Annotated in this window: 18 protein-coding genes; 11 read left to right on the top strand and 7 right to left on the bottom strand. The window is 33.8% G+C overall.

The annotated features are described in order from the left end of the window. The first annotated feature begins 72 nt into the window (after window positions 1-72). The 3 genes from def to mazG all read left to right on the top strand — a co-directional run bounded on the left by def (window position 73) and on the right by mazG (window position 2076). Entirely contained in the window at window positions 73-663 is a 591-nt protein-coding gene (gene def, locus JI750_RS10155) for a peptide deformylase (RefSeq protein WP_008462650.1), read from the top strand. Window positions 664-723: 60 nt separating this feature from the next. Further along, complete coding sequence (locus tag JI750_RS10160) at window positions 724-1209, top strand: DUF5606 family protein (protein ID WP_202001065.1); 486 nt, start codon at window positions 724-726, stop codon at window positions 1207-1209. Window positions 1210-1305: 96 nt separating this feature from the next. Then, window positions 1306-2076, top strand: a complete 771-nt coding sequence (mazG, locus tag JI750_RS10165; protein WP_202001068.1) for a nucleoside triphosphate pyrophosphohydrolase — start codon at window positions 1306-1308, stop codon at window positions 2074-2076. Here the strand turns inward: mazG and JI750_RS10170 are convergent. After that, complete coding sequence (locus tag JI750_RS10170; RefSeq protein ID WP_202001070.1) at window positions 2073-2756, bottom strand: Crp/Fnr family transcriptional regulator; 684 nt, start codon at window positions 2754-2756, stop codon at window positions 2073-2075. The two genes, mazG and JI750_RS10170, sit on opposite strands and share 4 nt — an antisense overlap. A gap of 203 nt (window positions 2757-2959) precedes the next feature. On the opposite strand from JI750_RS10170, the gene JI750_RS10175 reads away from it, so the two are divergent. The 8 genes from JI750_RS10175 (at window position 2960) to JI750_RS10210 (ending at window position 11580) form a co-directional block, all read left to right on the top strand. Beyond that, window positions 2960-5347 (top strand): heavy metal translocating P-type ATPase, encoded by a 2388-nt coding sequence (locus JI750_RS10175; RefSeq protein WP_202001073.1) that lies wholly within the window; start codon window positions 2960-2962, stop codon window positions 5345-5347. Window positions 5348-5461: 114 nt separating this feature from the next. Next, on the top strand, window positions 5462-5653 hold the full coding sequence (gene ccoS, locus JI750_RS10180; protein ID WP_125719535.1) for a cbb3-type cytochrome oxidase assembly protein CcoS: 192 nt from the start codon (window positions 5462-5464) through the stop codon (window positions 5651-5653). 2 nt (window positions 5654-5655) lie between these two features. Next, window positions 5656-7839 (top strand): cytochrome-c oxidase, cbb3-type subunit I, encoded by a 2184-nt coding sequence (gene ccoN, locus JI750_RS10185; protein WP_202001077.1) that lies wholly within the window; start codon window positions 5656-5658, stop codon window positions 7837-7839. Window positions 7840-7846: 7 nt separating this feature from the next. Beyond that, window positions 7847-8041, top strand: coding sequence for a cbb3-type cytochrome oxidase subunit 3 (locus JI750_RS10190; protein WP_202001081.1), 195 nt, complete (start codon window positions 7847-7849; stop codon window positions 8039-8041). Window positions 8042-8043: 2 nt separating this feature from the next. After that, window positions 8044-8982, top strand: a complete 939-nt coding sequence (locus JI750_RS10195) for a cbb3-type cytochrome c oxidase N-terminal domain-containing protein (protein WP_202001084.1) — start codon at window positions 8044-8046, stop codon at window positions 8980-8982. A gap of 10 nt (window positions 8983-8992) precedes the next feature. Further along, the gene (ccoG, locus tag JI750_RS10200; RefSeq protein WP_202001086.1) at window positions 8993-10411 is read left to right on the top strand and encodes a cytochrome c oxidase accessory protein CcoG; all 1419 of its coding nucleotides are present in this window, start codon (window positions 8993-8995) and stop codon (window positions 10409-10411) included. A 12-nt stretch (window positions 10412-10423) separates the two neighbouring features. Next, the gene (locus tag JI750_RS10205) at window positions 10424-10873 is read left to right on the top strand and encodes a FixH family protein (protein ID WP_008462668.1); all 450 of its coding nucleotides are present in this window, start codon (window positions 10424-10426) and stop codon (window positions 10871-10873) included. Window positions 10874-10878: 5 nt separating this feature from the next. After that, a complete protein-coding gene (locus JI750_RS10210) occupies window positions 10879-11580 on the top strand; it encodes a sulfite exporter TauE/SafE family protein (protein ID WP_202001089.1) in 702 nt (233 codons plus the stop codon). A 20-nt stretch (window positions 11581-11600) separates the two neighbouring features. Here the strand turns inward: JI750_RS10210 and hemN are convergent, their stop codons facing one another. From hemN to lpxD, 6 genes are all read right to left on the bottom strand, one after another. After that, on the bottom strand, window positions 11601-12965 hold the full coding sequence (gene hemN, locus JI750_RS10215) for an oxygen-independent coproporphyrinogen III oxidase (protein ID WP_202001092.1): 1365 nt from the start codon (window positions 12963-12965) through the stop codon (window positions 11601-11603). Between the two features lie 119 nt (window positions 12966-13084). Further along, window positions 13085-13561 carry a hypothetical protein gene (locus tag JI750_RS10220; RefSeq protein WP_202001095.1) on the bottom strand — a complete coding sequence of 159 codons (477 nt, stop codon included), beginning with the start codon at window positions 13559-13561 and terminating at the stop codon, window positions 13085-13087. Between the two features lie 105 nt (window positions 13562-13666). Continuing rightward, window positions 13667-14014, bottom strand: coding sequence for a hypothetical protein (locus JI750_RS10225; protein WP_202001097.1), 348 nt, complete (start codon window positions 14012-14014; stop codon window positions 13667-13669). Window positions 14015-14111: 97 nt separating this feature from the next. Then, a complete protein-coding gene (locus tag JI750_RS10230) occupies window positions 14112-14534 on the bottom strand; it encodes a DoxX family protein (RefSeq protein ID WP_202001099.1) in 423 nt (140 codons plus the stop codon). Between the two features lie 122 nt (window positions 14535-14656). Beyond that, a complete protein-coding gene (locus JI750_RS10235) occupies window positions 14657-16285 on the bottom strand; it encodes an acyl-CoA carboxylase subunit beta (RefSeq protein WP_202001101.1) in 1629 nt (542 codons plus the stop codon). Window positions 16286-16430: 145 nt separating this feature from the next. Beyond that, window positions 16431-17429 (bottom strand): UDP-3-O-(3-hydroxymyristoyl)glucosamine N-acyltransferase, encoded by a 999-nt coding sequence (lpxD, locus tag JI750_RS10240; protein ID WP_202001103.1) that lies wholly within the window; start codon window positions 17427-17429, stop codon window positions 16431-16433. Between the last annotated feature and the right edge of the window lie 179 nt (window positions 17430-17608).

A 17608-nucleotide genomic window follows, 5' to 3' on the forward strand; every position in this document is an offset into this window, starting at 1 on the left:
TATTTTTGCCAGCTGAAATATCAGAACTTTAATTCTGTTTTTTGCAGCACATTAAAACATAAATAAAAACAAATGATTTTACCAATTGTAGGATACGGTGATCCTGTTTTAAGAAAAGTAGGGCAGGATATTACACCAGAATATCCAAACCTAAAAGAAACGATCGCAAATATGTACGAGACTATGTACAATGCGTATGGAGTTGGACTTGCAGCACCGCAAGTTGGACTGCCAATTCGTTTGTTTGTTATAGACACAACGCCTTTTAGTGATGATGAGGATCTTCCTTCAGAGGAACAAAAAGATTTGAAAGGTTTCAAAAAGACTTTTATCAATGCTAAAATCGTTAAAGAAGAAGGAGAAGAGTGGGGATTTAATGAAGGCTGTTTGAGTATTCCCGATGTGCGTGAAGACGTTTACAGAAAACCAACTGTTACAATCGAATATTGTGAAGAAGATTTTGTAATGAAAACGGAAGTATTTGACGGATTAATAGCAAGAGTTATCCAACACGAATATGACCACATTGAAGGAATTTTGTTTACAGATAAAATTTCTTCTCTTAAAAAGCGTTTGATCCAAAAGAAATTGAAAAACATTACTGAAGGAAAAACTTCTCAGGAATATAGAATGAAATTTTTTGCAGCTAAAAAAGCAAGATAAGTTTTCTAAATACTTAGAAACAAAAAATAAATAAAATTCTTAATACTAATTTTAATAAAAATGAATTTAACGAAAATTTTAGCCATTTCAGGAAAACCAGGTTTATACGAATTAAAAGTACAAACTCGTACAGGTTTTGTGGCGGAATCATTAATTGATGGGAAGAAGATTACTGTAAATCTAAAAAGCAATGTAAGTTTATTGTCTGAAATTTCGATTTATACTTATGAAGGCGAGAAACCGTTAACTGAAGTAATGCAGCAGATTGCCGTTAAAGAAAACAAAGGACAGGCTATTTCTCATAAAGAAGATAATGCTACTTTGTCTGCTTATTTCAAACAAATTCTTCCAGATTATGACGAAGAGAGAGTTTATCCATCAGATATCAAAAAAGTATTAAGCTGGTACAACACGCTTCAAGCAAAAGGTTTAGTTACAGATTTAGCTCCTGCAGCTGAAGAAGCAAAAGAAGAAGCTCCAGTTGCTGAAGAAAAACCAAAAAAAGCTCCAGCAGCTAAAAAAGCAAAAGCTAAAAAAGAAGAATAGTAGTTTTCTTTAAACATATATAATCCTGTTAAGATGTTTTCTTGACAGGATTTTTTAATTTTACAGAATCAAGTTTAAATCAAAAGAAACTTCAAAATGAACAGAGAAAACCAGTTAAAAGCATTTGAGAGATTATTAAATATCATGGATGAACTTCGTGAGCAATGTCCGTGGGATAAAAAGCAGACATTGCAAACGTTGCGACATTTGACAATTGAAGAAACTTATGAGCTTGGCGATGCTATTTTGGATAATGATTTAAATGAAGTTAAAAAAGAATTGGGAGATTTGTTGCTTCATATTGTTTTTTACGCTAAAATAGGCAGTGAAACCAATGATTTTGATATTGCTGATGTTTGTAATGAAATCTGTGAAAAACTCATTCATCGTCATCCACATATTTACGGAGATGTAAAAGTAGAAAATGAAGAGGAAGTAAAGCAAAATTGGGAAAAGCTGAAACTTAAAGAAGGTAAGAAATCTGTTTTAGAAGGTGTTCCAAGAAGTCTTCCTGCAATGGTTAAAGCTAGCCGAATTCAAGATAAAGTAAAAGGCGTGGGTTTTGACTGGGAAGAACCTCATCAGGTTTGGGATAAGGTGCAAGAAGAATTACAAGAATTACAAGATGAAGTAAAATCTAGAAATCAAGACAAAATTGAAGATGAATTCGGAGATGTTTTGTTTTCTATGATTAATTACGCTCGATTTTTGAATGTAAATCCAGAAGATGCTTTAGAAAGAACCAATAAAAAGTTTATAAAACGTTTTCAATACCTAGAAAGTAAAGCAAATGAATTAGGAAAACCATTAATGGACATGACGCTTACAGAGATGGATGTTTTCTGGAACGAGGCGAAAAAACTTTAGTTGTCGGCCAATTTCTTTAAAGCGCGAACATCTTTAAGCATGATTTTTTTTCCAACTAATTCTATTAATTCCAATTTATTAAAATCAGATAATAGACGGATACAACTTTCTGTTGCCGTGCCAATAATACCAGCAAGTTCTTCTCTTGTTAGCTGAACTTTAAGTGTTTTGTCAGCATCTTCACCAAATTCATCATGTAGGTGCAGTAAAGTTTCAGCAAGTCTCTGCTTAACTGTTTTTTGAACTAAAGCAATTTTTTCGTTTTCAGACTCCTTTAAATCTTCGCATACAGATTGCATCATATTTAAAGAAAACTGATTATTGTTATTAAAGAAATTAATGATTTCAGTTTTAGGAATAAAACAAACTTCCATGTCGGCAATCGCTTTTGCAGTCAAATTTGCAGGCTCATTGCTAATCATAGAACGCTGTCCAAGAAGTTCGCCAGATTTTACCAATTTTACAATTTGGTCTTTTCCGTTTGCGCTCAGTTTTGAAAGTTTTCCAACACCGTCTTTTACACAGAAAACCCCATTGGTTACTTCGCCTTCTTCAAAAAGAGCCTCACCTTTTTTAATTTTGTAAGTCGTTTTGCTGCTGGCTAACTTAATAACTTCTTCTTTGTTAAGGGCTTTTAATGAGCTTAACTGGCGTACAATGCATTGATCACATTTGTTCATGACAATATTTGTTTGCTGCAAAAATAAGGATATTTGAGTGTTTTTAACCACCTTTATAAGGTAAATTTATTATAAATTAGGGTTAGCTCTCTTTTGAGCTTTTTATTTTATAAATTTAGAATTCCAATTTCAAAATAATATGACAATTATCATCTTAATAATTGCGCTTTAATTGGAAATTTGTGGCAAATAAAAACAAGTTTATGAGGGAGCAAAGTTGTTTTCATTGTGGTTTAACTATTGAACAAAATGAAGAAATTGATTTTGATGATAAAAAGTTTTGTTGCACTGGCTGTAAAACAGTTTACGAAATTTTCAGCATCAATGACCTGACATCTTATTATGATTTTGAAAAGTCTCCAGGTGCCACTCCTCAAGACATCAAAGGAAAATATGATTTTTTAGAAAATGAAACTATACTTGCAAAAGTTTTAGAGTTTCAAGAAGGAAACACATCGATTGTTTCTTTAAATATTCCACATATCCATTGCAGTTCTTGTATATGGATTTTAGAAAACCTACATCGTCTTCAGCCAGGAATTAGTACTTCTCAAGTTAACTTTCACGAAAAGAAAGCTAGAATTACCTTTAATTCTGATGTGGTTTCTTTAAAAGAAATAGTTTGTCTCCTAAGTTCTATAGGTTATGAACCTTATATTAGTTTAGAAAATTATGGATCCGCAAAAGCAAAAGTCGACAGAAGTTTAACCTATAAATTAGGTGTTGCATTTTTCTGTTTCGGAAATATTATGCTGCTTTCATTTCCAGAATATTTCGAAATGAAAGAATTCTGGCTCGATAGTTATAAGCCATTTTTTAGATTGCTTATTTTTCTTCTAGCATTACCAACTTTTTTTTACTCAGCAAGTGGATATTATGTTTCTGCATATCATAGTATTAGAACAAGAATGCTTAATATTGATATTCCGATTGCTTTAGGAATTATCGTGATGTTTATTCGCAGCACTTATGATATGCTGATGGATCACGGTCCAGGATTTTTTGACAGTTTGGCCAGTTTGATATTTTTTATGCTTCTTGGCAAAATGTTTCAAATTAAAACCTATAGTTTTTTAAGTTTCGAGCGTGATTTTAAATCCTATTTTCCAATTGCCGTTACTAAAATCAATAAAGACGCTTCAGAAGACAACGTGGCGATTTATGATGTTTTAAAAGGCGACAGACTGTTGATTCGAAATCAAGAACTCATTCCTGTTGACGGAATTTTAATTAGCGAAAGCGCGGAAATAGACTATAGTTTTGTTACAGGAGAAGCAGTGCCGATTACTAAAAAGTCTGGAGATAAAGTCTTTGCAGGAGGAAAACAGATTGGTAAAGTGATCGAAATGGAAGTTTTACATTCTGTTTCTCAAAGTTATTTAACCCAATTATGGAGTAACGAAATTTTTCAGAAAAAAGTAGACCAAAAACACAAAACCATAACAGATGCAATCAGTCGATATTTTACCCCCATATTATTGCTCATTGCATTTGCTGGTTTTGGTTATTGGATTTTTATAGATGCCAATACTGCTTTTAATGTTTTTACAGCGGTATTGATCGTAGCTTGCCCATGTGCATTGGCTCTAACTGCTCCTTTTACTTTTGGAAACATATTACGAATTTTAGGTAAAAAGAAATTTTACTTAAAAAATGCTATTGTAATTGAGCAGCTTGCTAAAGTTGATACTATTGTTTTTGATAAAACAGGAACTATTACAACCAACAAGAAGTCGAATATAATATATGAAGGAAATCTTATTTCAGATTCAGATATTGTATTGGTTAAAAATGTATTGCGAGGTTCAAACCATCCATTAAGCCGAATGCTTTATGATTTTCTTCCAGAAGCAAAACGTATTAATATAGAAGAGTTCCAAGAAATTACAGGAAAAGGAATTTTAGCTATTGCTGAAGGAAAAGAAATTAGAGTTGGTTCTGGACAATTTGTAGATGATATAGTTGCGGATGGTTCAGAAATTGAGAAGACAGCATTGCACATCAAGATAGGAGATATCTATTTTGGAAAATTTACGTTTCAAAATCAATATAGAGAGGGTATAGAAAAGCTTTTTGAAAACCTGAGCAAAGATTATCAAATAAAAGTGCTTTCTGGTGACAATGATGGTGAAAGGGCAAATCTAGAAGTTATTCTGCCTAAAGGTACTGAATTGATCTTCAATCAAAAACCGGAGCAAAAGCTTGAATATATCAAGAAACTTCAGGAAAAGGGACAAAATGTAATGATGGTTGGTGACGGACTAAATGACGCTGGTGCATTAGCACAAAGTAACGTAGGGATTTCTATATCAGAAAATGTAAATGTCTTTTCACCCGCATGCGACGCCATTTTGGATGCAACGGAATTTTCACGTCTCCATTACTTTTTGAAGCTTTCCCATAAAGCCATTTTGATCATAAAAATGAGTTTTGGATTGTCATTGCTCTACAACGTTGTCGGACTCGCTTTTGCGGTTACTGGAAATCTACTACCGTTAGTTGCAGCTATCATCATGCCGTTGAGTACGATTACGATTGTAAGTTTTGTGACTTTTATGTCTAACTATTTCAGTAATAGAAATTTAGAATGATTTTAAATTATTAAAGAATATATTTTATTAAATTTAACATATTCTTTTCTCTATGATAATTATCATATTTTATGCGCCCTTAACGAAGTAATTTTGTTAATATAAATCTAAGGTATGAGTGTTATTTATCTTTTAATTTCAGTAAGTATTTTTGTGGCAATCTGTTTCTTTATTGCCTTTATCGCAGCTGTCAAATCTGGACAGTATGATGATGATTATACTCCTTCAGTCAGAATTCTTTTTGATGACGAAACAAAAATTAATTCCCAAAATAATAATTTACCAATCGAAGAAAAACAAGTATAATTATGGAAATGGAACAGTTTTATTACGACAACAAAATTGTAAAAAAATTCATTTATGCCACAATTCTTTTTGGAGTTGTAGGTATGTTAGTGGGACTTACCTTGGCGGTAATGTACCTTTTTCCCAACATTACAGATGGGATTTCGTGGCTGAGTTACGGCCGATTAAGACCCTTACACACTAATGCAGTTATCTTTGCCTTTGTGGGTAATGCCTTTTTTGCCGGTATGTATTACTCGCTGCAAAGATTGCTAAAAGCCAGAATGTTTAGTGATTTTCTTAGTAATCTTCACTTCTGGGGATGGCAGTTGATTATTGTTGCCGCTGCGATTACACTTCCGTTAGGTTATACTTCTTCTAAAGAATATGCAGAGTTAGAGTGGCCAATTGACATTGCTATCGCTTTAATTTGGGTGGTAATGGGTATCAATATGATTGGTACCATGCTTCGCCGTAGAGAGCGTCACTTATATGTAGCAATCTGGTTTTATTTAGCAACATTTGTGACGGTAGCGGTACTTCATATCTTTAACAATATCGAAATTCCAGTTTCAGGTTTAAAAAGTTACTCTGTGTACGCTGGTGTTCAGGATGCGCTTGTACAATGGTGGTATGGGCACAATGCGGTGGCATTCTTCCTTACAACTCCGTTCTTGGGATTAATGTACTATTTTGTTCCAAAAATTGCAAATAGACCTGTTTATTCATATAGATTATCTATTATTCACTTTTGGTCTTTAATCTTTATTTATATCTGGGCTGGACCTCACCACTTATTATATTCTGCATTGCCAAACTGGGCTCAGAATTTAGGAGTTGCATTCTCAGTAATGTTAATCGCTCCATCTTGGGGAGGTATGATTAACGGACTTCTTACATTAAGAGGAGCTTGGGATAAAGTTCGTGAAGAACCGGTTTTAAAATTCTTTGTAGTAGCGATTACAGGTTACGGTATGGCCACTTTTGAAGGTCCAATGCTATCTTTAAAAAATGTAAATGCTATTGCACACTATACGGACTGGATCGTAGCTCACGTACACGTAGGAGCTTTAGCTTGGAATGGTTTCATGTCGTTTGGTATTATTTATTGGTTGATTCCAAGAATGACAAAATCGGAGTTATTCTCTAAGAAATTGGCAAACTTCCATTTTTGGATTGGTACTTTAGGTATTATCGTTTATACAATTCCATTATATGTGGCAGGTTTCCAACAAGCGTCAATGTGGAAACAGTTTAACCCAGACGGTACTTTAACTTATGGGAACTTCCTTGAAACGGTAACAGCTATTATGCCAATGTATTGGATGAGAGCTATCGGAGGTAGTTTGTATCTAATAGGTATGCTTACTTTGGTTTATAATATTATTATGACGGTTAAAGCTGGTAATACAATCGAAGATGAATTGGCTCAGGCTCCAGCATTACAAACAATAAAAAGCGGTAGATTAAGCGGAGAGAAATTCCACTCTTGGTTAGAAAGAAAACCAATTCAGTTAACTATTCTAGCTACAATTGCAATTTTAATTGGAGGTATTATTCAGATTGTGCCAACAATTATGGTAAAATCAAATATTCCAACTATTTCAAGTGTAAAACCATACACACCGTTAGAGCTTGAAGGACGTGACTTATATATTAGAGAAGGTTGCGTTGGATGTCACTCACAATCAGTTCGTCCCTTTAGAAGTGAAGTAGAACGTTATGGAGTACAATCAAAAGCGGGAGAGTTTGTTTACGACCATCCATTCTTATGGGGATCAAAACGTACTGGACCAGATTTATTAAGAGTAGGTGGTAAGTATAATGACAACTGGCATTTTAACCACATGTGGAATCCGCAAAGTACATCTGCAGGATCTATTATGCCAGGTTATAAATGGCTGTTCGATAACAAACCAATGGACATTTCATTGACACAAAAGAAAATGCAGGCAATGATTTCTTTAGGAGTACCATATACTCCAGAAGATGTTGCAAATGCACAGAGAACTTTAAGAGAGCAGGCTGTTAAGATTGAAAAAAGCTTAGAAAGCGATCCTGATTTCGTAAAGAGTTATGAAGACAGCCGTAAAAAAGCTGCTGCAAAAGGCGAGAAATTTATTCCGATGAACGAAAGAGAAATCGTTGCTTTGATCGCTTATATTCAAAGACTTGGTACTGATATTAAAGTAAAAGAAACTAAATAACAGCATTATGTTTGAACAGATAAAACACAATATGGAAACAATATCGGGTATAGAAATTTACCCGATTATTTCCCTCTTAATTTTCTTCTTATTCTTTGTAGGATTAGGCATTTGGGTGTTCTCTTATAGAAAAGAAAAAATTCAAGAAATGAGTAATATACCTTTAGATGAAGGACTTAGTGTAATTACAAAAGATAGATAAAAATGAAAAAGTTTTTCCCAGTATATGTTAGAGTACCGTTGATTTTCTTCATCGTATTTGCTTTGATGGAATATTTTATTGATTCGGGCGATAAGCCAGCTTTTGTAAAATATCCAATGGTATCACTCTTTTTATTTGTCTTTTTGTTTATTCTGATTGCTATCGAGATTACGCTTAGTGCTGTAAATCGAGTGATGTTTCAGTTATTAACACCAGAAGAAAAAGCTCAAAAAGAACTTGAAGAAAGTTTAAGCTTCAAAGAAAGCACTTGGTTTAAAAACCTAATGCATAAATTGACTAAAACAGAGCCAATTGAAAAAGAAGCCGACTTATTGATGGATCATGATTATGATGGAATCAAAGAACTAGATAATAATTTACCGCCATGGTGGGTATATTTATTCTACATCTGTATCATTTTTGGAGTAATTTATGTTGTTCGTTATGATGTTTTAGGTGCTGATGATCAGGAAATGGAATTGAAAAAAGAAATGGCGCAGGCAAAAATTGATGTTGAAGAGTACATGAAAACTGCTCCAGATTTAATGGATGAAAAAACGGTCGTTTTGCTTACTGATGAACCAAGCTTAGCAACAGGAAAAGAAATCTTTACAACCAATTGTGCTGCCTGTCACCGTGCAGATGGAGGAGGTCAAATCGGACCGAACCTTACAGATGATAAATGGATTTTAGGTGGAGGAATTAAAAATCTATTCCACACCATTACAAATGGAGGTAGAGATGGTAAAGGTATGATTGCCTGGAAAGGTACCCTTAAACCAAAAGAAATACAAAAAGTTGCGAGTTATATTCTGTCTTTGCAAGGAAGTAATCCTAAAGATCCTAAAGAAGCAGAAGGGGAAGTTTGGGTAGATGATAGTGCTCCTAAAACCGATGCCGCTGCTGCAACCACAAAAGATACCACAGAAGTTAAAAAATAATTAGAATATCATGTCAAATTTACCAGACGAAGCTTTTAGAGATACCATTGGAACAATAGATGAAGGTGGTAAACGAAAATTTATATTTCCTAAAAAACCGTCTGGTAAATTTTATGATTATAGGAAAATTGTCAGCTATGTTTTGCTGGCAATTTTATTCATAAATCCTTTTATTAAGGTTAATGGGAATCAGTTTATGATGTTCAATATCTTGGAACGTCGTTTTAATATTTTTGGATTCCCTTTCTGGCCACAGGATTTTTATCTCTTCGTAATTTCAATGCTTGTTGGCGTTGTATTTATAATTTTATTTACTGTTGTTTTCGGAAGAATATTTTGCGGCTGGATCTGCCCGCAGACTATTTTCCTCGAAATGGTTTTTCGTCGTATAGAATATTGGATCGATGGAGATCGTGGATCTCAGAGTCGATTAGCGAGACAGGAATGGAATGCTGAAAAAATTAGAAAGAGAGTTCTAAAATGGACGATATTTTTCCTAATCTCTTTCCTTATTGCTAATATTTTTCTTGCGTACTTGGTAGGAAGCGATGCTTTATTCTTAATGATAGAGCAAGGTCCTGTAAAACAAGCAAGCAATTTTATTGCGCTACTTATATTTACGAGTGTTTTCTATTTCGTTTTTGTATGGTTCCGTGAACAGGTTTGTATTATTGCTTGTCCATACGGAAGATTGCAAGGTGTTCTTCTAGACAATAAATCTATAAATGTTGCTTATGATTTTGTGCGTGGAGAAAAAGAAGAAGGACGTGCAAAATTCAAAAAAAATGAAGATAGAGCATTAACTGGAAAAGGAGATTGTATTGATTGTCTTCAATGTGTTCACGTCTGCCCAATGGGAATTGACATTAGAAACGGAACGCAGTTGGAATGTACAAACTGTACAGCTTGTATAGACGAATGTGATCATATTATGGAATCTGTAGGATTGCCAAAAGGTCTTATCCGATATGCTTCTGAAGATGAAATTGCAAAAAAAGAACCTTTCAAGTTTACAGCAAGAATGAAAGGATATACAGCTGTTCTCTTCATTTTATTGAGTATTTTTGTTGGAATGCTATTTTTAAGAACAGATGTTCAGGCTGTTGTTTTACGTTTGCCAGGTCAGTTGTTCCAGCATGATGGTGAAAAAATCAGTAATGTTTACACTTATAAAATTGTAAACAAAACAATGAAAGATTACAACGACATTCATTTCGAATTAATCGATCAAAAAGGAGAAATTAAAAACGTTGGTAAAAGACATTTTAAAGTTGCTAAAGAAGGAATTTCTCAAGGAACATTGTTTATTGAAATAGATGAAGTTTTATTAGAAAGTGATAAAACAAAAGTAAAAATAGGAGTATACAACGGTTCTGAACTTATAGAAACTACAACAACAAATTTCTTAGGGCCACGCAGTTTTAATTAAAACATTTACATCATGAAATTTAATTGGGGAACAGGAATTGTCATTGCATTCGGATTGTTTATGACATTTATTTTATATTTTGTTTTTGAAGTGCAGTCAAATTCTAAATACGATAATGATTTGGTTGTTGAAGAATATTACAAACATGACACGCACTTTCAGGAAGAAATGGCAAGAATTCAGAATGCACACGATTTACAGCATAAGCCATCAATCAAATATACTGGAGAAGGTGTAGCAGTAATTTTTCCTGCAGGATTTGAAAGCGATAAAGTAAAAGGAAATATTCAATTGTACAGACCTTCAAATAAAAAATTTGATTTTAATACTCAAATTGCTTTAACCAATTCTGAAATCATTATTCCACAGAAAAAATTAATAAAAGGACGTTGGGATGTGAATATGGAATGGCAATATGAAGGCAAAAAATATCTCACTAAAGAAGTTATTTACGTAAACTAAAAATCATGTTATTCTCAGCTTTCTTCTTAGGTTTAATCAGCAGTTTGCATTGCGTCGGAATGTGTGGACCAATTGCTATGATGCTTCCTGTAGATAGGCAAAATGAAGCTAAAAGAGTGACGCAGATTATGACGTATCATTTCGGTAGATTATCAGCTTATGCTACTATCGGATTGATTTTTGGTTTGCTTGGAAGAGGTTTTTTCTTAGCAGGACTACAGCAAAAAATGTCAATTATTATTGGTGTCATAATGATTATTGTGGTTTTAATTCCTGAGAAAAAATTTGCACAATACAATTTTTCTAAGCCAGTTTATAAAATCATTTCAAAAATTAAAACTAATCTAGGAAGTCAGTTTAAAAATAAGAGTTACAAATCTCTTTTTACAATTGGTCTTCTAAACGGTTTTTTACCATGCGGAATGGTTTATGTTGCTTTGTTTGGAGCAATTGCAATGCAAAGCGCAAGTCTTGGAGTTCTTTATATGCTTTTGTTTGGAATAGGAACGATACCGTTAATGACAGTTGTGGTTTATGTCAACTCATTATTAAAATTGCCTTTTAGAAACAAAATCCAAAAGGCAATTCCTTATGTTGCGGTTATAATTGGTGTTTTATTTATCCTTCGAGGATTGGGATTAGGAATTCCTTATATTTCTCCTTCAAACATGAGTCTTTTTGTACAGCAGACTCCAAACTGCCATTAAAAAATGTAATTTAAGATTTATTATACAGTCATCGAGAACAGATTTGTTTCCGGTGACTTTCTTTTTAGATGTAAATCAAATGCCATACAAATATTACGTACAAAAGGTCTTCCTTCTTCTGTAATTTTGATTTTATTATTCTCAATAACAATTAAATTATCGTTTTCGATTTCTGTTAAAGCGATTAGAACTTCAGGAAGTTCGATAAAATTTAGAGATTCCGAAGTCCAGGAAGTTTCCAATTCGCAGGTTAAATTCAGAATATGTTTTCTAATAATAAGATCTTCATTATTTAAAATATGACCCTTTACAACAGGAAGTTTATCAGATTCCAAAATCTCATAATATTCTTCTAAGCTTTTGGTATTTTGAGCAAAACTGTACCAGCTGTCACTTATTGAAGAAACGCCTAAACCAATCATAACTTGAGTTTTGGAAGCGCTATAGCCCATAAAATTCCTATGCAGATTTCCGTTGTGAGCCGCTTTGTATAAACTATCATCAGCTAAAGCAAAATGATCCATTCCAATTTCATGATAACCATTTTGAATAAGAAGCTTTTTACCAATTTCATACAATTTTCTCTTTTCGGCGTCTTTTGGCAGGTTCTCATCATTAAAACCACGCTGTCCGTTTCCTTTTATCCAAGGCACATGCGCATAACTATAAAATGCCAATCTATCTGGTTTCAATGAATTCGTTTTTTCTACCGTATCTACTACATCTTCGATAGTTTGAAATGGAAGCCCAAAAATAATATCATGTCCAATTGAAGTATAGCCAATTTCTTTTGCCCAAAAAGTTACTTTGGCAACATTATGAAACGGCTGGATTCTATTAATTGCTTTTTGAACAGTTGCAGAGTAATCTTGTACCCCAAAACTCACTCGGCGAAAGCCTAAATCATATAGTTTTTTAAGCTGTTCGTAAGTTGTATTATTTGGATGTCCTTCAAAACTAAACTCATGATTTTCTGCTTTTACAGCATAATTAAAAATTCCGTTTATAAGGCATTCCAAATTTTCTTTTGAAAAGAATGTAGGAGTTCCTCCACCTAAATGAATTTCTTTAATTACGGGTTTTTCAGGAAGCAAATCACAATACATTTTCCATTCTTTAAGAACTGCCTGAATGTATTTTTCTTCTACTGAATGATTTTTGGTAATACGCTTGTTGCATCCACAGAAAGTGCACATACTTTCGCAAAAAGGAAGATGAATGTATAAACTTATTCCGTTTTTTGAATTGCTTTCAGAGAATGATTGTTTCAAAGTAGTAATCCATTTTTCTGATGTAAAGTCAGCTTCATTCCAATACGGAACAGTCGGATAGCTAGTATATCTAGGACCTGGAACGTTGTACTTTTGAGTCAAAGAAATTTTCATAACGACGGATTTAGTTTACATCAAAATTAAAACTTCAAGCTAAGACATAAAATGACAAATATCATGTAAGAAGCAAAAAAAAGAGGCCTAAAATAGAGCCTCTTTTCTGAATTAAATAACTAACGTGATATAGAATCTTGGATGATTTTAAGCCATTTTTTCGCAAACTGATGATCTTGATAGACGCTAATCTGTTTGATGCGGTCATCGTCAAAATCATAGAATGGAATTATTATTTTTTTACCAGTTTCTTTTTCTTGAAAATCAAAGTCAATTTTAACAATAGCATCAGAACCTGCATCTGTTGTCGGAACTAATTTGCATGAAGCAATTGTGTTTAGATCGACATATATTGACTCTTGCTGATTTGGATTGAAATTCATTAAAATAAACTTGTTATTTTTCTGATCAATTGTCAATGTTTTATTGTTGATTGATTCTGTCAAATCAAAATCTTCTGGATGAGTTGGATTGAATCTTTTTTTAATATTTAAAATTCTCGATTTGCTTGCTGCAGATGAACGTGCAGAAAAATAGATTGGGATAGCAACAATAATTAAAATCACAATACCCATTATTGTGGTAGTAGTTTCCATGATGTTTTTAATGTAATAAATAAATGATATGCAAAACAGTTTTCGGTTTGAAAACAGTTAAGTGTGATGAAGAATAGATCTTCTAATGAAAAATCAAGTATTTATTTACCAGAAAAAATGGAAAGCATAGAGTATGACTAAAACCTTTTTACTTTGAGTATTAAAGAGTTTAGTATATGCTGTAGTGTGTGTAACGGTTTGATGTTGTGGAATAAGCGGTAAAAGGCTGTCAAAACATTTAATTATTCCGGTAGGATTTGTTTTGATATTTGCCGCAAGCTGATAGTTTCCTTGTGGCTGTATAAATGCAGACGAATCAGGAATATCTTTGCAGAAATTGGTATCAGATTTTTCCGTCTCAATTACGTGTACAGAAGATTGGTCTGCCTGATAAGCAAACAACCCTGCAAGTATAAGTGTAATAAGAATAACGGTTTTACGAATCCAATTCATGTCGGCGAATTTAAGTCATAAAACGCAATTAAAGAAATTTTATAGAATTAATTAACACTCAAAAAAAAGTCCTCAGCTTAACTGAGGACTTATGAGGTTATTGTTGCATTTTAAAATAATAATCTGCTGAATGTTTACCGCTTCCATAAAACAGGAAGAATATGCAGACTAATAAAACGACTATAGCTAAAACTAAACTTTCGGAATGCATTCTTCCCATAGAGTTGACAAGAACGGCACCAAATAAAATAGGTAATTGAGCCGCGATTGCCCATCTGGTCAAAAGCCCAAAAATAATCATTATACCACCAATCATGTGGGCAGGAGCAATGTAATGCAGCATAAACATGCCTCCGCCATACTTGTCGATAGGGGAAATCAAATCATGCAGGTATTGAACATTGGTGACGAAAGAGACACCTTTCATAAATAAAAATCCACCCAAAACAATACGTACTAAATCAACTGGTAAATAAGTGTGCGAATTCGCCCATTTATTCAAACTTTTTACATTTTCCATGATGTTGTGTGATTAAAAATTATACACTAAGTTACTAATTTTTAGTGATATGTGTATTTTTAACGAATGAAAAATAGTTTTTTTGCTTTTTATTTAACGTCTTGCTGCCAATTCTTAAATCGCTAGACCTGAATGACTCCCAAATTGAATGGTTTTTGAATAGGAGCGTGATTAGCCGCTTCAATTCCAATAGAAATCCAATTACGAGTTTCTAGTGGATCTATGATGGCATCTGTCCAAAGTCTCGATGCGGCATAATAAGGAGAGGTCTGCTCATCATAACGTGCTTTTATTTTATTGAATAATTCGGTTTCTTTTGCTTCATCGACAGTTTCTCCTTTTGCTTTAAGCGAAGAAGCCTCAATTTGCGCTAATACTTTTGCGGCTTGAGTTCCACCCATTACAGCAAGTTCTGCGCTTGGCCAAGCAAATATTAATCGAGGATCATAAGCTTTTCCACACATAGCATAGTTTCCTGCTCCGTATGAATTTCCGACAATAACTGTAAATTTTGGAACAACTGAATTGCTTACGGCATTTACCATTTTGGCGCCGTCTTTAATAATTCCGCCATGTTCAGATTTTGAACCTACCATGAAACCAGTAACATCTTGTAAAAACACCAATGGAATTTTTTTCTGGTTGCAATTGGCAATAAAACGAGTAGCTTTATCGGCACTGTCAGAATAAATAACACCGCCAAACTGCATTTCTCCTTTTTTGGTTTTGACCACTTTTCTTTGGTTGGCAATAATCCCTACAGCCCAGCCATCAATTCTGGCATAACCTGTAATGAGAGATTGTCCGTAACCTTCTTTGTAAGCTTCAAATTCTGAATTATCAACCAGACGCTTAATGATTTCCATCATATCGTATTGTTCGGTTCTAGCTTTTGGAAGGATTCCGTAAATGTCATTTGGTTCTAATGCCGGTTTTTCCGATTTGATTCGGCTATAGCCTGCTTTATCAAAATCACCAATTTTATCTACAATATTTTTGATTTTATCTAAAGCATCTTTATCGTCTTTGGCTTTATAATCGGTAACGCCTGAAATTTCGCAATGTGTTGTTGCGCCACCTAAAGTTTCATTATCGATTGTTTCTCCAATAGCAGCTTTTACTAAATAACTTCCAGCAAGAAAAATACTTCCAGTTTTGTCAACTATCAGAGCTTCGTCGCTCATAATTGGCAGATAGGCACCTCCAGCAACACAGCTTCCCATAACGGCAGCAATTTGGGTAATTCCCATACTGCTCATTTGAGCATTGTTTCTAAAGATACGCCCGAAATGTTCTTTATCAGGAAAAATTTCATCTTGCATTGGCAGATAAACTCCTGCGCTATCCACAAGATAAATAATTGGAAGTCGGTTTTCCATTGCGATTTCTTGTGCGCGAAGGTTTTTCTTTCCTGTTATCGGAAACCAAGCTCCAGCTTTTACAGTAGCATCATTGGCGACTACAATGCATTGTTTTCCTCTGATGAAGCCAATTTTTACCACAACACCTCCCGAAGGGCATCCGCCGTGTTCTGGATACATTCCTTCACCGGCAAAACCTCCAATTTCAATACTTTTAGAATTTTCATCCAATAAATAGGCAATTCTTTCGCGAGCTGTCATTTTTCCTTCAGCATGCAGTTTTTCGATTCTTTTTTCGCCTCCGCCCAATTTTACTTTTGCGAATTTTTGTTTTAGTTCAGAAAGAAGTAATTTATTGTGATCTTCGTTTTTATTGAAGTTTAAATCCATGGTATAGTATTGATTTGATAAAATAGTGTTGGCTAATTTACAAAATCAATTGAAATAAACGAGTTGCTTTGTGAATTAAGAAATAGTATTAAATAAAAAAACATCCCTTCAATGGATGTTTCTTTATTAAGGTTTTTAATTAAGATTATTTTTTAGGACCACAAACCATTTGTTTAAGCAAAGCCCATTGTTTTAAAGCATCACGAGCTTCAACGGCAGGGTACCCAAGCATTGTTTTTCCTGCAGGAACATCTCCGGTAACGCCAGATCCGGCACCAATTATGGCACCATCTCCAATTGTAGTGTGGTCTTTTATAGAAGCGCTTCCGCCAATAATAACTCCGTTTCCTAAGGTTACAGAACCTGCTAAACCACTGTTTCCAGCCATAATGCAGAACTTGCCTAATTTACTATTATGTCCAATCTGGACTAAATTGTCAATTTTGCATCCGTCGCCAAGAATTGTAGAGCTGAATTTTCCTCGGTCCACACAAGAATTTGCGCCAATTTCAACTCCATTTCCTATGATAACATTTCCAATTTGCGGAATCTTTACCAATCCTTTTTCTGTACAAGGACGAAATCCAAAACCATCTGCACCAATTGTTGCGTTTGGGTGAATAATGCATTCGCTTCCGATATGACAACGTTCACGAATAACAGTTCCAGACCAGATAATCGTGTTTCTTCCGATTGTACATTCGTCTAAAATGGTCACATTAGGATAAACTACGGTATTAGCGCCAATTTCTACTTTTGGGCCAATGTAGCAGCCAGCGCCAATTTTAGCACCTTCACCAATTATAGCGGTTTCGTCTATAGTGGCTGTTTTATGAATGTTGTTATGAAAGATTGGGGCAGGGGGAGCAAAAAGGGCAAGGATTTGTGACATTGCCAAATCGGCATTTTTTACTTTTATAAAAGCGCGGTTCTCTCCAGGCTCTATTGAAATATCTTCGTTTACAACTGCAATGGAAGCATTAGATGTCGACCAGTATTTTTCGTATTTTTTATTTCCGATAAATGAGATTTCCGAAGTCGTTGCTTTTTCTAATTGTTCTGTTGCAGTTACGCTTTGTGAAGTACTGCCGTAAATTACACCATTAATAACTTCGCTAATTTCTTGAATTGAATAGGATCTCATTGACAAATTTTAATCGACTAAAGGGTTATTTTTTGCCAAATAAAATGAATTAGATTTTAATTACCTAATTATTTTTTTACGTTTCTTAATAAATGTTTAAAATAAGATGGTAATTTTTATAAAATTAACATTCAGTGTATTAATTTAATGAGGGTTTTTTAATAAACTGAGTAATATAT

It is taken from the genome of Flavobacterium tagetis, from assembly GCF_016735615.1.
Lineage (GTDB): Bacteria > Bacteroidota > Bacteroidia > Flavobacteriales > Flavobacteriaceae > Flavobacterium > Flavobacterium tagetis.